General features: G+C 54.5%; 16 protein-coding genes. 13 read left to right on the top strand and 3 right to left on the bottom strand.

The features are described 5' to 3' along the window. The 3 genes from ACTG3Z_RS04195 to ACTG3Z_RS04185 are packed head-to-tail and all read left to right on the top strand — an operon-like array spanning nt 1 to nt 3,868. Nucleotides 1-1,467, top strand: coding sequence for an aldehyde dehydrogenase family protein (locus ACTG3Z_RS04195; protein ID WP_439141436.1), 1,467 nt, complete (start codon nt 1-3; stop codon nt 1,465-1,467). A 15-nt stretch (nt 1,468-1,482) separates the two neighbouring features. Beyond that, nucleotides 1,483-2,289 carry a coniferyl-alcohol dehydrogenase gene (locus ACTG3Z_RS04190; RefSeq protein ID WP_439141435.1) on the top strand — a complete coding sequence of 269 codons (807 nt, stop codon included), beginning with the start codon at nt 1,483-1,485 and terminating at the stop codon, nt 2,287-2,289. Nucleotides 2,290-2,302: 13 nt separating this feature from the next. Next, nucleotides 2,303-3,868: a flotillin family protein gene (locus ACTG3Z_RS04185; protein ID WP_439141433.1), complete on the top strand. Its 1,566-nt coding sequence runs from the start codon at nt 2,303-2,305 to the stop codon at nt 3,866-3,868. 731 nt (nt 3,869-4,599) lie between these two features. Here the strand turns inward: ACTG3Z_RS04185 and ACTG3Z_RS04180 are convergent. Next, nucleotides 4,600-5,496 carry a LysR family transcriptional regulator gene (locus ACTG3Z_RS04180; RefSeq protein ID WP_439141431.1) on the bottom strand — a complete coding sequence of 299 codons (897 nt, stop codon included), beginning with the start codon at nt 5,494-5,496 and terminating at the stop codon, nt 4,600-4,602. Between the two features lie 100 nt (nt 5,497-5,596). Between ACTG3Z_RS04180 and ACTG3Z_RS04175 the strand changes: the two genes are divergently transcribed. Genes ACTG3Z_RS04175 through ACTG3Z_RS04165 form a run of 3 tightly spaced genes read left to right on the top strand, consistent with a single transcriptional unit; the run spans nt 5,597 to nt 8,219 of the window. Next, the gene (locus tag ACTG3Z_RS04175; RefSeq protein ID WP_439141429.1) at nt 5,597-6,916 is read left to right on the top strand and encodes an aromatic ring-hydroxylating oxygenase subunit alpha; all 1,320 of its coding nucleotides are present in this window, start codon (nt 5,597-5,599) and stop codon (nt 6,914-6,916) included. Next, nucleotides 6,913-7,440, top strand: coding sequence for an aromatic-ring-hydroxylating dioxygenase subunit beta (locus ACTG3Z_RS04170; protein ID WP_439141428.1), 528 nt, complete (start codon nt 6,913-6,915; stop codon nt 7,438-7,440). Before ACTG3Z_RS04175 ends, ACTG3Z_RS04170 begins: the two co-directional genes overlap by 4 nt. Continuing rightward, nucleotides 7,440-8,219 carry an SDR family NAD(P)-dependent oxidoreductase gene (locus ACTG3Z_RS04165; protein WP_439141427.1) on the top strand — a complete coding sequence of 260 codons (780 nt, stop codon included), beginning with the start codon at nt 7,440-7,442 and terminating at the stop codon, nt 8,217-8,219. Before ACTG3Z_RS04170 ends, ACTG3Z_RS04165 begins: the two co-directional genes overlap by 1 nt. A gap of 271 nt (nt 8,220-8,490) precedes the next feature. Here the strand turns inward: ACTG3Z_RS04165 and ACTG3Z_RS04160 are convergent, their stop codons facing one another. Beyond that, entirely contained in the window at nt 8,491-9,876 is a 1,386-nt protein-coding gene (locus tag ACTG3Z_RS04160) for a mechanosensitive ion channel family protein (RefSeq protein ID WP_439141426.1), read from the bottom strand. A 181-nt stretch (nt 9,877-10,057) separates the two neighbouring features. Here ACTG3Z_RS04160 and ACTG3Z_RS04155 point away from each other — a divergent pair, with 181 nt between their 5' ends. The 5 genes from ACTG3Z_RS04155 (at nt 10,058) to ACTG3Z_RS04135 (ending at nt 15,600) form a co-directional block, all read left to right on the top strand. Beyond that, nucleotides 10,058-10,675, top strand: coding sequence for a hypothetical protein (locus ACTG3Z_RS04155; protein WP_439141425.1), 618 nt, complete (start codon nt 10,058-10,060; stop codon nt 10,673-10,675). Nucleotides 10,676-10,931: 256 nt separating this feature from the next. Continuing rightward, nucleotides 10,932-12,338, top strand: a complete 1,407-nt coding sequence (gene leuC, locus ACTG3Z_RS04150; protein ID WP_439141423.1) for a 3-isopropylmalate dehydratase large subunit — start codon at nt 10,932-10,934, stop codon at nt 12,336-12,338. Nucleotides 12,339-12,773: 435 nt separating this feature from the next. Beyond that, the gene (gene leuD, locus ACTG3Z_RS04145) at nt 12,774-13,379 is read left to right on the top strand and encodes a 3-isopropylmalate dehydratase small subunit (RefSeq protein WP_439141555.1); all 606 of its coding nucleotides are present in this window, start codon (nt 12,774-12,776) and stop codon (nt 13,377-13,379) included. A gap of 395 nt (nt 13,380-13,774) precedes the next feature. Further along, nucleotides 13,775-14,605: a hypothetical protein gene (locus ACTG3Z_RS04140; protein WP_439141421.1), complete on the top strand. Its 831-nt coding sequence runs from the start codon at nt 13,775-13,777 to the stop codon at nt 14,603-14,605. A 23-nt stretch (nt 14,606-14,628) separates the two neighbouring features. Continuing rightward, on the top strand, nt 14,629-15,600 hold the full coding sequence (locus ACTG3Z_RS04135) for an endonuclease/exonuclease/phosphatase family protein (protein ID WP_439141419.1): 972 nt from the start codon (nt 14,629-14,631) through the stop codon (nt 15,598-15,600). Here ACTG3Z_RS04135 and ACTG3Z_RS04130 read toward each other — a convergent pair. Next, a complete protein-coding gene (locus ACTG3Z_RS04130; protein WP_439141417.1) occupies nt 15,581-16,486 on the bottom strand; it encodes an epimerase in 906 nt (301 codons plus the stop codon). The genes ACTG3Z_RS04135 and ACTG3Z_RS04130 overlap by 20 nt on opposite strands. Before the next feature lie 90 nt (nt 16,487-16,576). Here ACTG3Z_RS04130 and ACTG3Z_RS04125 point away from each other — a divergent pair, with 90 nt between their 5' ends. Both ACTG3Z_RS04125 and leuB read left to right on the top strand, forming a co-directional pair. Then, the gene (locus tag ACTG3Z_RS04125) at nt 16,577-17,485 is read left to right on the top strand and encodes a LysR family transcriptional regulator (protein WP_439141416.1); all 909 of its coding nucleotides are present in this window, start codon (nt 16,577-16,579) and stop codon (nt 17,483-17,485) included. Between the two features lie 61 nt (nt 17,486-17,546). Then, on the top strand, nt 17,547-18,650 hold the full coding sequence (leuB, locus tag ACTG3Z_RS04120) for a 3-isopropylmalate dehydrogenase (protein WP_439141415.1): 1,104 nt from the start codon (nt 17,547-17,549) through the stop codon (nt 18,648-18,650). Nucleotides 18,651-18,678 lie beyond the last annotated feature (28 nt).

Raw genomic sequence — 18,678 nt, 5'->3', positions numbered from 1 at the left:
ATGCTTGATACGACGATACAGATCAAAGGCATGTTTATTGGTGGGAATTGGGTGACTTCAGGTCCTACATTTGAAGACATCAATCCATCAACGGGGGCGGTTTGGGCCCGCGTTCCCGATGGCGGCCGTACCGAAGCGCGCGAAGCGATTGCAGCGGGGCAAACTGCCTTTCCGGCGTGGTCGGCTTTGCATTTTCAGGACCGTGCCAAAATCCTGCTGAAAGCCGCCGATGTCTGGGAGGCCCGCAAGATGGACTATGTTGCCGCTGCCCAAGCCGAAGGGGGCGGCTGGTTTGGCAAGGGCATGTTCGAGGCGGGCTATGTGCCAGAAGTGTTCCGTGCGGCAGCTGCGATGTGTTACAATGCGGTCGGTGAAATGCTACCCTCGCAACATGGCAAAGTGTCGATGGTTGAACGCGTTCCCATGGGTGTTGTCAGTGTGATCAGCCCGTGGAATATGCCGGGTATTCTAACCGCGCGGGGCTTTGCCTTTCCGCTGGCTGCGGGCAACACAATCGTTCTGAAACCGTCTGAGGATACGCCATATGCTGGCGGGTTGTTCTTTGCTGAAATCATGGAAGAGGCGGGCATTCCCAAAGGCGCGTTCAATGTCGTGACCTGTTCGCGCGACCGGGTTGCCGAGATGGGGGATGAGCTGGTCGAGAACCCGATGGTGAAGGGCATATCCTTCACCGGCTCCACACCTGTAGGCCGTCAGATCGCGGCCAAGGCAGGCGCACATCTGAAGAAAGCCTGCGTGGAACTTGGCGGCAAGGACAGCCTGATTGTGCTTGAGGACGCGGATATGGAGCGCGCCACCTCGGCCGCCAGTTTTGGCAGTTTTATGCACCAAGGCCAGATTTGTATGTCCGTTGAAAAAGTGCTAGTCCACGAAAGCATCTACCCTGATTTCCTTCGCCAGTTCGTGGCACGTGCCGCCAAGCTGAAAACCGGCGATACGGCAGATCAGGCCAATGTGATCGGCCCGCTGATCAATGACCGTCAGGTCGAGCGTGTGAAGTTCCAAATCGAAGACGCGCTGGCAAAAGGGGCAAAGGCCGTGCTGGGCGGACGCGTTTGGGATCGCTTTGTAGAACCCACGATCCTGACCAACGTTACCCCTGATATGGCGGTCTGGCAGGATGAAACCTTTGGTCCTGTCGCGGTCGTGGTGCCTTTCAAGGCTGACGCCGAAGCCATCGCGCTGAACAATGACACGGAATACGGGCTGAGTTCGGGGATCATCACCGCAGACGAAAACCGCGCCCTAGAGATGTCGCGCAAGCTAGAAACGGGGATGTGCCATGTGAATTGCTCGTCCGTGAATGATGAACCGCATGTGCCATTCGGGGGCAGCAAAGCCTCTGGTGTGGGCAAACACGGAGGAAAATGGTCGATGGAAACCTTTACCGAAACGCGCTGGATCACGCTGGATCGTGGCGAGCGTCCCTACCCGCCGGTGTTTTGATGGGAGTGTTTTAAGATGAGTTGGGAACGCGCACCCTTGCTGAAGGGAAAAACCATTCTGGTGACCGGTTCTGCCTCGGGCATTGGTATGGAAACGGCACGGCTTTGCACCGCGTTGGGCGCTAAGGTTCTTGGCGTTGATGTGACCAAACAGTTTGATCATGTTGAGGAGTTCTACCGCGCTGATCTGACGGACGGGGCAACGATCGATGCCCTGATTGATGTGCTGCCCAAGGGTATTGACGGGATCGCAAATATCGCGGGCCTGCCGCCGACAGCACCCGCGGATAAAGTACTCGCGGTCAACCTCTTTGGCCTCAAACACCTGACGCTTGGCTTAATGCCAAAGCTCAACGACGGGGCCAGCATTGTGAATTTGGCCTCACTTGCGGGATTCGGTTGGCCAGAGGCCATTTCGGCCATCCGCGCTAGTGAAAACATCCACGTTGATGATGCCGCCCGCTTTGCTGCTGACAACCAGATCACAAACGAGGGCGGGCGCAGCTACTTCTTTTCCAAAGAAGCGTTGATCGCTTGGACCATGCAAAATCGCTGGACGTGGCGCGATCGCAGTATCCGTATGAACACGGTGAGCCCGGGGCCAGTCGACACCCCCATCTTGGGTGATTTTCTTGAAACGCTTGGTGCGCGCGCCAAAGAAGATGCGCGCATTATGGACCGCCCCGGAACACCACAAGACGTTGCACCCGTCGTTGCGTTCTTGCTGTCAGATATGACGGCATGGATCCGAGGCACCAATATCCCCGCCGACGGCGGTATGTCATCAAACATCCTGTGCGACATGCACGGGCTGTCATCTTAAAGGAGGCCAAATCATGTCTGCACTGGCTTGGATTATCATTATTCTCATCGCTGCGGCGGTGATCATCGCTTTAGCGGCATCCTTTTATCAACGCGCAACGAACGAAGTTGCCCTCGTGCGCACAGGCCTTGGCGGCAGGCGTGTTGTCATCGACGGTGGCACCTTGGCGGTCCCCTTCTTTCACGAGATCAATCGCGTCAATATGCAGACCCTGCGCATGGACGTGGCCCGATCCGGAGAGTCGTCTTTGATCACCAAGGACCGCCTGCGCGTCGACGTAGGGGCGGAGTTTTACGCCAGCGTCACGCCAAATGATGACGCGGTGACGCGGGCCGCACAAACCTTAGGAAAGCGGGTCTTTCAGCCCGATCAGCTCAAGAACCTGATTGACGGGATGATGATCGACGCGCTGCGCTCTGTTGCCGCCCAGATGACCATGGACGAGCTGCATGAAAACCGTGCCAGCTTTGTCAAACAGGTGCGCGAAGCCCTAACAAACACCCTTGCGAACTACGGGTTGCAACTTGATTCCGTCTCCCTCACTGCCCTTGACCAGACACCCTTTGCGACCCTCGATGAAAATAACGCCTTTAATGCAGTCGGCATGCGCAAACTGGCCGAGGTTATTGCCAAGTCCAAAAAAGAGCGGGCGGAAATCGAAGGTGACAGTCAGGTCAGTGTTGCCCGTGCTGCCATGGTATCCGAGCGACGCAAGCTTGAAATCAATCTCGATCAACGACGCGCTGAAATTGCTCAGGCACAGGAGGTCGAATCCCTGATTGCGGCCCAGCTTGCAGAGGTCGCCGCACGTAAGGCAGACAGCGAACGATCAGCCGCCCATTCCCGCATTCAGATGGAGCAGGACATTGCCTCTGCCGATATCGCAAAGGAGCAGGCGTTGCGTACAGCTGAAATCGCCCAGGCGCGCGCCCTTGAAGTGGCCGAACAGGACCGCGCCATTTCCTTTGCGGCCAAGTCTCAGGAAGAAAGCCGCGCCCATGCGGAGGCTGACACCGCGCGCATCGATGCCGTCAAGGCCGCCGAGGCGGTCCAGACCGCCCGCCAAATGGCCGAAGCCGAACGACGCAAAGCCTTGGCGTTGATTGGAGCCCAAGAACAGGCCGAGGCGACAGCCGCGCGTGCCAAGATCACAGCAGCCAGCGACAAGGCGACAGCAGCTGACAAAACAGCCGCAAAACGCGAAGAAGCCGAAGCGTTGAAAGCTATGAAGCTTGCCGAGACTGAAGCCAGCCTTGCCCAGATCAATGCAGAAAATGCACGGTCTGACGCTCAGGTGGCGATGGAGCTGGAGCTGGCCCGTCTTCAGGCGCTTCCAAAAATTATTTCCGAAATGGTGAAACCGGCCGAGAAAATCACTGGTATTTCAATCAACCAAATGGGTGGTCTTGAGCGCTCGGGTAGCTCAGGTTCTGCATCGCCCGTCAATCAAACCGTGGATGCTATCATGGATATGGCCGTGTCATTGCCAGCGTTACAAAAACTTGGCGAAAGTATCGGTGTCAATGTTGATGCAACCTTGTCAAAAGCGGAACCAAAGCCAAAAGATGATCGATCATGAAGCACCTAAAGAGCTAACTACAAGCAATGTTCACTATCTCATGCGGCCAGCAGAGTTGCACAGCGACCAAGACTTGTTGCGAAAGGCGTAGATCTGCGTTGCGAAACGCTTCTCGGATTGCATTTCAGTCTATTCGCGCGCAACAAATGAGATCCTTGTCGTGCTTGGCCGATGAAACTCGCCATTGAACTGTAATCGAGCAATGGTAGGTTTGTCCCGCGACTCGTAAATTCGACACTTGAACCATGCTGCGGACCGTACCAATGACCGGTTCTCTCGCCGCGCGACGGCACGGCAGTTTTCGCTCCTACCGCATTTTTCACGCTGCGCGCGCACGCAGCTCGAAATCACAATAGCCGAGTCGGGCTCTCGACCAGCATTCGCCGCGCGGTCAACAAACGGCTGATCTGGTACAAACACTCTTTCGCTACACTGCTAACGAAATGGACCGATGCGGGACTTACCCGACTTTGGATTTTCCGCCTTCGCTGGCGCAGCATCCATTCGCACTCGCCGCAACAAAACTGCGGCGTCGCAGCAAGTTTCCCAGATGCGGTCATTCAAACCGCCGTAAATGGGCGAAACCCAAATTGACCATTTGCCGCGCACCTCATTGGCAAGCAATGTGAGTCCCTCGCGAACGTCGGCAAAGCACCTTGCACCAATCAAATGCTCGGACCGACTTTGGTTTTGCGGTTTGTTCGCCGGACTAGAGCACGCCAAATCCAACATCAGCCCTTGGCGGCGAGTGAAACTTTTCGAACGCAGTCCGAAAAATAATAGGCCGCCGGTGTTGGCGCCAGATTTCTCATCGAAAGCAAAGACATCTGGAAGGCAGAGAGATTTGTGGAGATAGGAACGGAACAAATATCGCTTTCTGCGGCATAGTGCTGGAATACTGGCCGGGACAGCACGCAGAATGCATTTAGCGGCTGCAGCAAGGCCAGTGTGGCCGAAATCGAATGACACCGGACCTGTGCTTTAGGAAGGCCAAGTTCATTGACCTTGAATGCCGCCGCAAAAAGGCTGCTGGGACCCTCTGCCGGGCCATGAACGATCCAGCGTGCTTCGGCCAGATCCGTCAGCGAAGTGGCGTGGCGCTTGGGATGAGCGGAATGCGTCACGATCGCCACGGGCATACTGAACAGACGCTCTACGCGCAAATCGCGGTCGACCCTATCGGGGACCGGGCCGATAACCAGATCCAATGAGGCCTCGCGCAGTTGAACTGCCGCCTTCGGGTAGAGTGTTGGTACGATATCAAGCTCTGCATCGGGAAACTGAGCAAGAAATCTTTTGGCCGCCATCGGGACAATCGTTGTTGCGGCCGCAGGCGACACACCAACACGGGCAGAGCCTCCCTTTGATCCAAGGATCGCGGCGGCTTCTTCTTTCAAAACGTCCACGCCGGCCAGAACTGAACGGGCCCTTCGCAGCATTCGCTCTCCGGCTTCGGTCAATTGCGCGCCGCCCGGCGTGCGATCAAAAAGAACAATGCCGAGTTCCGCCTCGAATGATTGAATCGATTTTGAGAGCGCAGGTTGGTTGCGTCCAAGCCTTTCGGCCGCCTTGCTGAAACTGCCATGCGTGGCAATTGCATCCAGTGCTTCGCATTGCGAGATGTTCACGCCTTATTCCTTTTTCGAATAGCAAGTCGATTTCGATATTAGATCGGAATTCATTGAAATGCTATGCTGGGTCAATAATGGACAGGCCGAAGGAACCATCATGCTAGACACCCAATCCAGCCATTTCTCTCATCTGGTGGACCTGACCAAGGGCGAACTCAATCGAAGCATCTTTTCCGACCCGGCAATCTATGAGCGGGAACTCAAACAGATTTTCGCGCGCTGTTGGCTGTTTCTTGGCCATGTGACGCAGTTGCCCAATGAGAATGATTTCTTCACCGCCTACATGGGCGAAGATCCGGTTATCGTGACCCGGCATTCAGATGGAAAGATTGGTGCATTCCTCAATATGTGCCGTCACCGCGGCAACCGTGTTTGCCGCGCCGACAGTGGCAATCAGCGAACGTTCACCTGCCCGTTCCACGGTTGGACCTTCGGAAACACAGGCGAGTTGAAGGTCGTGCCGGGGTATAAGCAGGTCTATCATGAAGAACTGGATATGGAGGCGCATGGCTTGATCCCGGTCGCCCGCATCGACGACTACAAAGGCATGATATTTGCGACATTTGACAAAAACGCCCCGTCGCTTGACGAGTATCTTGGCGACATGGCTTGGTATCTGGACATGGCGGTCGACCGACGTGACAACGGGATCGAATTTCTACCCGGCGTCCATAAATGGCGGATCAAGTGTAATTGGAAATTCCCCGTCGATAACTTCATCGGCGATAGCTATCACGGGCCTGTCAGCCATGGCTCTGCTTGGGAAAGCGGGTTCGAGGGTATGCCGCGCCGAAAGAAAGGTTATGGCTATGAAGGGTTTCAGGTAAACGCTGGGAATGGCCACGGCTTTGGCGCAAGATGGGCTGAAAACGAAGAGCAGGTCTATGAAATGGCCCTGCCAGAGTTCCTGGGCTACGAAAAAGAGCGTTTTCCCGAAACCCACTCAAGGCTCGGTGACTTGCGCGGTATGCACCTAAGCCCGATGCATTGTTCGATCTTCCCGAACTTCTCGATGCTTTGGCAGTCCGGTAACATGCGCGTCTGGCACCCGCGCGGCGTCAGCAACACAGAGGGTTGGTCCTGGTGCTTTGTCGACAAGAAGGCCACTCAAGAGCATCGCGATCTTGTCCGCATCCACGACCTTCAACGACATGGTACATCCGGAACATGGGAACAGGATGACGTGGACAACTGGGTTCAATCGACCATGTCTAGCCGTGGATATGTCGGACGCCAAGTGAAGCAGAACCTGTCAATGGGTGTCAATCACGAAATCGATGACCCCAAGTCGATCCATCCGGATTTTCGTGGGCGGATTGCAGGTTTCCAGAATGAAATCAATCAGCGCAATCTTTATGCCCAATGGGGACGGATGATGGACGGCGAAAGCCCTGTGGTGCCCGGAGCAAATGCATGAGCCTTGATATGCCAATGACCGAAATTGAAACCTGGTATTCCGTTTCGCAATTCTACACACGCGAGGCCCGCCATCTGGACGATCTGGAATTCGACAAGTGGATCGGCTGCATGGCGAAGGATGTGCGCTATTGGATGCCGATCGTTTCTAACCGAATCGGGCGGCACATCGGGACCGAGCTCACCCGACTGGGAGAGCTTGCGCATTTCGAAGATGATTTCGAAAGCCTATCCAACCGCGTGAAACGGCTCGCGACCGGACGTGCCTGGGCAGAAACGCCTCCGGGTCGGACAAACCATATGGTGTCCAACGTCGAGCTTTTGGGCGAAAAGGACGGGCTCACCAAGGCACGCAGTCAATTCCTGATTTACCGTTCCCATCTTGAAACGGATCAGGAAATCTTCTCGGGGACGCGCATCGACGGGCTTCGGCCCGATCCCGACACAGGCTGGAAGATCGCCGAGCGGACGATTATCCTCGACCATGCGGTTCTGACGCAAAAATCACTCGGGATTTTCTTTTGATGCTGATCACTTTGGATGGGGTTGCCGTTGTGACCGGCGGTGCCAAAGGTATCGGTGCTGCCATCGCTGCCGGCATGACTGACGCAGGCGCGAAACTGGCGGTTGTGGACGTCGACGCATCGGCCGCGAATGAAGTGGCGCAGAAAGTCAACGGCCATGCATTCGTCTGTGATGTGACCGACCAGCAGGCCGTTGCAGCGACTGCCAAAGCGATCCACCGCCAACTTGGCCCCGTGCGCTATCTGATCAACAACGCTGGCATCGTCTCGCCGCCCGGGCAGCCCTTCACGCAAAACTCAGAAGACGATTGGGACCAGACATTCGCCGTGAACGTGAAGGCAGGCGTTTTCTGGGTGGGCGCGTTACGGGATGACTTGATCGCCACCCAAGGCCGGGTTGTGAATATCACCTCCATCGTCGGCGTCATCGCGGCTCCGTTCCTGCCGCCCTATTCAGTCTCGAAAACTGCCGCCAACGGGATGACCCGCGTTCTGGCCCGGCAGCTTGCGCCCGAAGGCGTCACGGTAAACGCCATCGCGCCGGGTTACGTCTGGTCTCCACTATGGGAGGATCTGGGTGCCACGATCGCTGACGTTACCGGCGGTGCATTGGGCGAAACAGCGCAAGCGGTGTTCGACAGCCGGGTTCGCGACCTGATCCCGATGGGCCGCCCGCAAAGCCCGGAGGAGATTGCAGCGATGGCGGTGTTTCTCTGTTCCCATTCCGCGCGCAATGTCACCGGTCAGATCATCGGCCTAGATGGCGGCGTAACGATCTGACGGGGACCGCCGTATTGCCGGGCGGATGTTGTATTTGCGCCAAGCTGCGATAAATGATTTTGGAAACTGAGGTAAGATTGTCAGCATTAGTCTCTCGATCTGAAAGTTTGCCTCCGAAAGAAGGTTGGGGTGTCTCCAACGACCGGATTTCCATCCGCACAGCAGTAAGAGATATTATGCCGATGCAGAAAACTCGGCGCTGCGAGGGCACGCAGCGAGAAAGACGAATTCACGGGGAGGGCTCGAAGCGGTCATCGATAACAAGTATCTCTCATGCTTCCTCCCCCAACATCCGCACCTCCCGTTGAGGGAACGGAATAGAAATACCGTTCTCTTTAAACGTATCCCACAAAGCCAAGAACACCGCGCCGCGCACATTCGTCAATCCTCCCGTCGGGTCCATGATCCAAAAGCGTAGGATGTAATCCACGCTGCTATCTCCAAACCCAACCACGTGACACACAGGGGCGCGGGGGGCTCCGAGCACGCGGTTGACCGTTTGCGCCGCTTCAATCGCCAAAGCGCGTACTTTGTGGGGGTCGTCGTCATATGCCGCGCCAAAGAAGATATCGAGACGGACGAAATCGGAGGAATGGGACCAGTTGACCACTTGGCCTGTGATCAGGTCTTCGTTCGGGATCAGATATTCTTTGCCATCGCGTGTGACGACGCTGACGTAGCGCGCACCAAGTGCGTTGATCCAACCGAACGTCTCACCGAGGGAAATTACATCGCCGGGTTTGATCGATTTATCCAGCAGAATGATGATGCCGGACACGAGGTTCGAGACCACTTTTTGCAGACCAAAACCAAGGCCAACACCAATCGCACCTGACAGAACTGCAAGGCCAGTGAGGTCCAAGCCCACCGTGCGCATCCCGATAAAGAAGGCAGAGCCATAGAGCAGCACTTGCAAGAACTTGATCGCAAGCACTTGCATGGAGGGCGAGATGTCTTCGTTCTTACGGATCGTGGAACTCGACACAGTCGAGATGAAGCGCGCACCTGCAAAAAGCACGGCAAGAATGATCACCGCTTGGATCACAGTCCAAAGCGATAACCGCATAGTTCCGAGCTCAAATGCAACATTCTGAAGAAGGTTTTGAGTTTCATCCGTCAGATTGACGATGCTCAAAGTGACCCAAATCCAAGCGCCATAGCGAATGATCCCGCGTAAAAGCGAGTTGTGAATGAAACGTGTGACGAAGGCGACAAAGAACCAAGCGGCAGCAAGATTGGCGATGATCCCCAAAAGATAAGAGCGCGATGGCCATGTGATTTCGCGCATGACCAGCACGGTGATCCAGATCAGCACAACATAAACAAGCAAGCGCAGACGACGATGAAGCATCACCAGAATGCGCATGCGCCATGTGGGCCACCCTTCTCGCGAACGCATCCAACTGTGCATGCGCGGTTTCAAAAAGACAGTGACTAAATGAGCGAGTGCGAAAACGCCGATTGCAATCGCGATTTGGTAGGCGATCCAAGGGCGCAACAGGCTTTCGGTGATCCCTTGTGCAAAGTCCGCAAAGGAAAACGCGGCGTCGCGTAGATCAGCCAGCGCATCTGGTTCAACGATAGCAGGGGCTGTCGTGTCAGTGCCTGTTTCAATCGCGGTGCCATCGCTGGTGCTTTGATCGCTTGTTTCACTCATCGGGCGTTAATTTGCCTTTTTCTGCGCTTTTCTAGTGTGTCGGGCATCCGTGCAAGTCGCAAGCCCCTCTATTCAGGGGGGCGACAGCGCAGAAATGACCCCTCACAAATTTGTTGAGGATGAACGCTGCATTGAATTGTGCGGATTTTGATAAACGATTTTTGGATCAAAAGGACCTAAAATGAAAAGAGTTATGACAGCCGCGATATGCGCATTGGGCACAATAGGATTGATGGGATGCCAAAGTGGAGTGAACAACGCAGTGAGCCAGGCGGCGATGGTAACAATGGCGGCGACGCCAACATCGGGCGGGGCGAACAAGCCTTTGCTTGAAGCGTTGCAGGAGGAAAATCAAACATTAACGCGTTCTGCGATGGCAGATCTGCCGCCGTCAGGCGGCGCGACGTATGTTGGCTACGCACAAGTGATTTCTGATCGCACAGTGATTCCGACCGTGAGCACTGAGCTTGTCGGCAAAGCGAGCCTTGAGGTTGGATTCGGAGGAACCGGCAGCATGACCGGTACAATTGATGATTTTGACGACAATGGCACAGAGTACGGTGGCTCCCTTGCGGTCAGTGCTGGAACAATCAGCGCCGGGGCGAACGGCCCTCAGGTCCGTGGTAAAGTGGCCGGAACGCTGACGAATGCGGGTACGTCTTATGATGTTGATGGCAATATTACGGGCGGTTTCTTTGGTCCAGGTGGTGAATACTTGAATGGTTTTGATGACATCACAGTCACTTCTGGTGGCGCGACATCTAACACGAACATCTCTTTGAACGCTGCGCGCCAGTAAAGTGCTTTTCTCTTGATACGAACGGGTGTGGCAGAGTCTTGCGACTTTGGCATGCCCACTTGCCCGCGACTGCGCGGATGTGTATTTAAACTCCCATGAAACAAGTTTTCGATCTTAACGAGCATGCGCGCTTGCGCGAACGCTTTTATGGCGCATCGCGCGCCGTGCTTGCACGACTATCCTAAGCACGCTTTGATCTTGCAGCACTTCGCTGCCCCTTAATTCTATCCAGCCAACAATGACGGGAGTGGACCAAATGTCCCCCAAAACGATCTATGACAAAATCTGGGATGCGCACGTCGCGCATGAAGCGGAAGACGGCACATGCCTGCTTTATATCGACCGCCACCTTGTCCATGAAGTGACCTCACCGCAGGCGTTTGAAGGACTGCGCATGACTGGCCGTACAGTGCGCGCACCTGATAAGACAATCGCTGTGCCAGATCACAACGTGCCCACAACCGCGGGCCGTAATGATCCAAAGAACATGACAGAGGACAGTGCCATTCAGGTTGCAGCCCTCGATACGAATGCGAAAGAGTTCGGCATTCATTACTATCCCGTCTCTGACGTGCGTCAGGGTATCGTGCACATCGTTGGACCAGAGCAGGGTTGGACGTTGCCGGGGATGACGGTAGTTTGTGGTGACAGCCACACAGCGACACACGGTGCCTTTGGTGCGCTTGCGCATGGCATCGGTACATCCGAGGTGGAGCATGTTCTGGCGACGCAAACGCTGATCCAAAAGAAGTCCAAGAACATGAAGGTCGAGATCACAGGCAAGCTAAAGCCCGGTGTGACCGCCAAGGACATCACTATGTCTGTGATTGGTGAAACCGGCACGGCTGGCGGCACTGGTTATGTCATCGAGTATTGTGGTGAAGCGATCCGTGATTTGTCGATGGAAGGGCGTATGACCGTCTGCAACATGGCGATTGAGGGCGGCGCACGCGCTGGGCTTATCGCGCCGGACGAGAAAACGTATGAATATTGCAAAGGTCGCCCGCACGCGCCGAAAGGCGCTGAGTGGGAAGCGGCGGAGGCGTACTGGCGCACGCTCTTCACGGATGAAGGCGCACACTTTGACAAGGTCGTGACGTTGAATGGCGCGGATATTGAGCCTAGCGTGACTTGGGGCACATCGCCTGAAGACGTTCTGCCGATCTCTGGCGTTGTTCCATCACCGTCCGACTTTGAAGGCGGCAAAGTTGAAGCAGCGCAGCGTGCGCTTGACTATATGGGTCTCACACCGGGTCAGAAGCTAACGGATATCGAGATCGATACAGTCTTTATCGGCTCTTGCACAAACGGCCGTATCGAGGATTTCCGCGCAGTCGCAGAAGTTGTCAAAGGCAAGAAGATCAAAGAAGGCATGCGCGCGATGATCGTGCCGGGTTCTGGTCTGGTGCGTGCGCAAGCTGAAGAAGAAGGTCTGGCAGATATCTTCCGCGAAGCTGGCTTTGATTGGCGTCTTGCGGGTTGTTCAATGTGCTTGGCGATGAACCCAGATCAGCTTTCCGAGAATGAGCGCTGTGCAGCGACATCGAACCGTAACTTCGAGGGGCGTCAGGGCTACAAAGGGCGCACGCATCTTGTGTCCCCTGCGATGGCTGCGGCTGCTGCACTTACGGGTCGTCTCACTGATATTCGTGAGCTGGTCTAAATGAAACGGCGTGGTTTCCTTCAGTTGCTTGGGAGCGCAATGACTGCGCCCCTGATGCCCGCACTTCCTGCGGGCGCTGCAACTGTGGGAACGGCATCCAAAGCGGCTTATCCCGCGATGGCAATGAAGATGGCGCTGGATCAAGCACGGCACAGAGTTCATTTTTCTGTCTTCACCATGGCGCAGCAATTGGGCCTTGGTTTGGATCAAGCCGAGGCATTGATGGTTGATCTCTCCAAGAAGGGTGTCGTTGGCCCCCTGCAGGGCGCAACCCAGTCCGGCCGCTACGCGCGCAGTCGCATGTGGCAACGTCCAGCTGGTAGCGTTGTTGCCAGCAAGGGGGCTGCACATGATCTTAACGACGCCAGACAGCCACGCACACAAAATACTCCAAACAGCACTGCGGACCGCGCAGATGCGACAAAGGAAACGACAATGGAAAAATTCGAAAACCTCTCAGGTATCGCGGCCCCTATGCCGCTGGTGAATATCGACACAGACATGATTATCCCGAAAGTGTTCCTCAAGACGATCAAACGCACGGGCCTTGGCGCGAACCTCTTTGACGAGATGCGTTTTGACCGTGAAGGCAATGAGATCGAGGACTTCGTTCTTAACAAGCCAGCCTACCGCGAAGCGCAGATCATTGTGGCGGGCGACAACTTTGGTTGTGGCTCTTCGCGGGAACACGCGCCTTGGGCGCTTGCGGACTTCGGCATTAAATCTGTGATCTCCACGTCTTTCGCGGACATCTTTTACAACAACTGTTTCAAGAACGGCATTTTGCCCATCGTGCTGCCACAAGAGGCAGTTGATGTGTTGATGAAGGACGCAGAGAAAGGCGCGAACGCGCGTATGGACATTGATCTAGAGGCGCAGACTGTCACAACCTCGGATGGTGAAGTGTTTTCGTTCGAGCTGGACAGCTTCAAAAAACATTGCCTCAAAGAAGGGTTGGATGACATCGGTCTGACGATGGAAAAGGCCAGTGCGATTGACACGTTTGAGGCATCTGCTTCGGCCGCGCGCCCTTGGGTCTAAACAAAAAACAGCAGTACTACCGAAAGGCGAAGTTGGTTCACCCAGCTTCGCCTTTTTAGTTAATGAAAGATCTAGGATTTTGCGGCTTTTGTCGCTCGCACTGCTTCATTGGTATCCCGTTGTTGGGTGAATAGCGCTAAAAAACCTATCGACCACAATATGTAGTGCTTTGATTTTCCAGCGCCTTTTTCTTGTGCGTCTAATGATGCAATCTCGCACCAGTCGCGCCCTCTTTTGGCCCATTTGATTAAGCTTATTAGAGAGGCAGCTTGAGATGCTGGCTCGATCAAGGCACAAATAGGGCAAGATTGAGGCATACCGTTTTTGCGAACGGGCTCAAGTTGGAACAAGCGGTCGGCATCGTATCGACAGCGTCCAAGTTGAAGGGAAACGACGTGGTTACGAATACTATTGGCGCAGCTTTGCGTGCCATACTTGTGTGGATTTTGGTCATCACACCATCTGTGATTCTGACCGGGATACTCGGCGAGAATAGCATGATGGTGGTTTTGTTTGCCTTCTTGGCAGCTTTGTTCACCTTCGTTGAGTATTTCTTCAAGTACCCTTCAATTATCGAATTCCGCTTTGCGGCTCCGTTTAACCGCCATCGCTATGTGACAATCCTTGCGATCGTCACTTTGCTGTCGTTGGTCTGTAAAGGTGTGTTTGAGCCGACAGAGCTAACGCTTATTATCAAACACTGGGGTGACATGTTGGGGCGCGCTATTGATGTGCCGTATTCACCTGTGCGCCTTATCATTCTGATGCTCGATGCCAATGCTTCGATTGAGTTGGTGGAAATTGTGCGCACTGCGGCTGGACTTGCTTATGCTATCTCGCTGATGTCGCTTGTTGTTTTCATTCTACTTGTCCGTGTTGCGAAATGGCCCACACGCTCTGGCGCGTTTAATGTGTGGCTGAACCTGCCCTTGTTTGACCCGACTGGTGGTGGCGATGTTTTGGTGCGTTTGAAGAGAGACGCGAATATTAACATTATCTTTGGATTTTTGCTGCCATTCTTGATCCCAGCTGTGGTGAAGACTGCGACTGATCTTGTCGGCAACCTGACGATGGATGATCCGCAAACTCTAATCTGGACGATAAGCGCATGGGCCTTCCTTCCTGCAAGCATGATCATGCGCGGTGTCGCCATGGGTCGTGTGGCAGAAATGATCGAAGAGAAACGCCGCCGCGCCTATGCGCAAACAGAGGCGCAAGTCGCTTAACCTTAATTCTATTCATTATCTTGATGCCCTTCGCACTGAGTGCGGAGGGTTTTCGCGTTGCAACCCTTCATGCTGAGTTGACGCGTAAAGGGCCCGGCCTTTTGCTGCGCGACATAGAGCGAGGTGAAGACAAGCAAATTGAAGCGCTACAGGCTGTTGTTGGGTCTGTGCAGCCTGATATTTTACTACTCACAAAGGTTGATTTCGATCTTGAGCAGCGCTCGGCGCGCGCCTTGCGCGACGCGCTGGGCTATCCTCATATGTTCACACTCGCGCCGAACTCGATGAAGCTGACCGCGCTTGATCTTGATGGCGACGGGCGCGTCGGTGATCGCCAAGCGTGGGCGCGGTATGCGGGTGAGGGCGCGATGCTTTTGTTGTCAAAGCACCCGATTGAATGGCGTTTCCACCTTAATGATTTGCTTTGGAAAGATATGTCGAATCCGCAAATGCCCAGCGATGGGTTTCTAAGTGCGGCTGCGGTTGCGGATTTGAAAGTGGTGAGCCAAGGATTTTGGGCCGTGGATGTTTTTCCTGCTGAAAGCACGCCCATTACGCTTGTTGCCTTCCAAAATCAAACGCCTGTTTTTGATGGGCCGGAGGATTTAAATGGTCTGCGTAATCGCGCGCAGCTGAGACTTCTGAGCGACGTAATGGACGGCACTTATGGTGACTTTCCTACAAAACGCTTTGTGTTGATAGGTAACAGCAACCTCGATCCGATCAGAGGCGAGGGAGACCGCGCAGCGATGCGCGCTTTGTTGTCTGACAAGCGTCTCAAGGATGCAGCGCCGCGAAGTACGCTAGGGGGCGATTCAACGGCCCAATGGGATAATCCGGGACCGATGCGTGTGTCTTATATTTTGCCAAGTGTCGATTGGCAGATTGAACGTGCAGAGGTGTTTTGGCCCAACAAAGGCCCGCTCCGCAAAGCAGCGGAGCAGGCGAGCCGGCATAGAATGGTGTGGATAGATATTATGCCTGCGCTTGAGTGAGCTTTGGTGCGGCGCGTTTTGGCAGCGCGACGAACTCTGTCGCTTGGCGAAAAGCATCACTTTTTTCTGTCGGCTCAAAGTCAGGTACGAGTGCGTCAAACCGTGTGCCATCAAGAAAGTGTTCCGTGTTCCAGATGTAGCGCATTTCAAAGATGTGTTTCATGTCAGGCATAAACGGCCAGACCAAACGCAAGGGCCACCATGCCATCTCTTTGACTTTCACATCGTGTCCCCGCGCAGTTGCAATGCTGCGTGCCATTTGCTGGGCTGTAAGCGTGTAGCCCTCAAAGCAAATGTCCTCGAAGCGATCAAGTGTGTCGCGCTGTTCGGCCAGCAGGACTGCTGCACGTGCAAGGTCAGGGAGGAAGGCATAAGCGCGTTTAATGTTTGGCTTGCCGGGAAAGGTCAGCGCGCCTTTGCGCAGACTAGGGGCCATAATCTTGTCAAACCAATTGCCGGAAGGTTCGGTGTCCAGATAGTCTCCGGCACGCAGCACAATCGTTTTTACCCCTGCATCACGATAGCTTTGCTCCATCTTGATGCGGATTGCACCCAGCAAGTTGGCCGCGCGGTGTGGCGTGTTTGGTGACCAAGGGGCGGTCGTTTGTTCGCCAAACACATAAACATTGCCCGGGATAATCACTGTCGCATCATTGGCGAGCGCTGCTTTATGAACGGCGGGCTGCATTTTGAGCACTTGCGCATTCCATTTGGAATAAACGGGGTTCCATGCTTGCACGATTACATCAACGCCGCGCGCTGCTGTTTCGAGATTATCGGTCTTGCGATTAAAGCGACGCACTTGCCACCCCGCATTTTCAAAAGCGATTGCGGCGTTGCGGCCAAAACGACCTGTCGGGCCAAGAACTAAAACTGTCTGTGTCATGTCATTCTCCATGTGTTGATGAAGACTGTATGCCCCATGCGTAATCATTTGGGTATTTACCAAAAACAAAGATCATGTATTCATAATTGAATGGATAAAGTTCTCAATGATTTTGATTGGTCGCTCGTTCGGGCGTTCTTGGCGGTTGCGGAAACGGGTTCGCTGTCTGCGGCTGCGCGGCACCTGTCGCAAAGCCAACCAACCTTGGGACGACAGATCAAACAGCTTGAAGATCAGATCGGGTTGCGCTTGTTTGAACGCCAAGCGCGCGGTTTGGAGTTGACTGAGACAGGTGAGAGTTTGCTTGAACCCGCGCGCGCGATGCGTGCTGCATTTGGCCAGTTGCGTTTACGTGCCGCGGGACAGGACCATAAGATTCAAGGGACTGTGCGCATTGCTTCGAGCGAAGTTATGGCGCATCATGTGCTACCGCAAATCATCGCACAAATGCGAGAGACAGAACCTAACATTCAAATCGAATTGGTGCCGTCTGATTCAAGTGAAAACCTTTTGTTTCGAGAAGCAGACATCGCTGTGCGCATGTATCGCAGCACTCAGCTTGATGTCATCACCAAACAGATCGGAACGGTAGAAATGGGAATTTTCGCTGCCAAAAAGTATCTTGCAAAGCATGGCACGCCCGAGCGGATTGAAGATCTGCTAAATCATACAATTGTCGGATATGATCGCGATGATCGCATTATTGTCGGGATGCGAGATTTGGGTTGGCCTGCATCGCGTGATTTTTTTGATGTGCGCTGCGATGACCAAAATACATATTGGGAACTTGTGCGCGCTGGTTGTGGCGTTGGTTTTACTCAGCAGTCCTTTGCCAGCGTTGATCCGTTGATACAGCGTGTCTTGCCAGAGGTTGAGCTACCCACACTTCCTATTTGGCTGGCTGCACCTGAGGTGATGCGCAGCACGCCACGGATCAAGAGGGTTTGGGACATGCTTGAGGAGGGGATCAGCGCGGTCTTTGCAAGAGGCGAAGCTTGACCCTAAGGCCCCTTATAGGTAGGGCGATGCGCAACAGTTTAACCCATTCAGGAAGTGCGCAATGAGCAACCCATCTCTCCTTATTTTGGCCGGTGACGGCATTGGCCCCGAAGTTATGGCGCAGGTTCAGCGGATTATTGGCTGGTATGGCGACAAACGCGGTCTGAATTTCGACGTTAGCGAAGATCTTGTCGGTGGTGCGGCTTACGACGCACACGGTACGCCTTTGCACGATGACACGATGGCCAAAGCGCAAGCGGCGGATGCGGTCTTGTTGGGTGCCGTTGGTGGCCCGAAGTATGATGATTTGGATTTCTCGGTAAAGCCCGAGCGTGGCTTGCTGCGCTTGCGCAAAGAGATGGACTTGTTTTCCAACCTGCGTCCTGCCCAGTGCTTTGACGCGCTCGCGGATTTTTCGTCGCTCAAAACGGAATTGGTTGCCGGCCTCGATATTATGATCGTGCGCGAATTGACGTCTGGTGTGTATTTCGGCGAACCGCGCGGCATTTTTGAAGAGGGCAATCAGCGCGTTGGCATCAACACACAACGCTACACTGAAGCAGAGATCGAGCGCGGCGCGCGTTCCGCATTTGAATTGGCAATGCGCCGTAACAAAAAGCTTTGCTCTATGGAGAAAGCCAATGTGATGGAAAGCGGCATTCTGTGGCGCGAAGTTGTAACAGAGGTGTCCAAGGACTACCCAGAGGTCGAGCTGAGCCACATGTATGCGGACAATGGCGCGATGCAGCTGGTCCGTGCGCCTAAGCAGTTTGATGTCATTTACACTGACAACCTGTTTGGTGACATCCTAAGCGATTGCGCTGCGATGTTGACGGGCTCGCTTGGTATGCTGCCGTCTGCTTCGCTCGGCGCTCCTATGGAAAATGGACGTCCCAAGGCGCTTTATGAGCCAGTACACGGCTCTGCACCAGATATCACAGGTCAGGGCAAAGCAAACCCATCTGCTTGTATCCTCAGCTTTGCTATGGCGCTGCGTTATAGCTTTGATCAAGGGGCTGAAGCGGACCGCTTGGAAGCGGCTGTCGAAAAGGTTCTTGCGGATGGTGTGCGCACGGCGGATTTGATGCAGGCGAACGACGGTACACCCGTAAGCACGACTGAAATGGGTGATGCAATTTTGGCAGCGCTCGAAGCGTCGCTTTAAGCGATTATCCACAGATATTGGCTAAGGC

Origin of the sequence: Planktotalea sp. (assembly GCF_965659345.1) — a bacterium.
Lineage (GTDB): Bacteria > Pseudomonadota > Alphaproteobacteria > Rhodobacterales > Rhodobacteraceae > Planktotalea.
The sequence above is the reverse complement of the archived record's forward strand: the minus strand, read 5'-3'. Positions and strand labels throughout refer to the sequence as shown.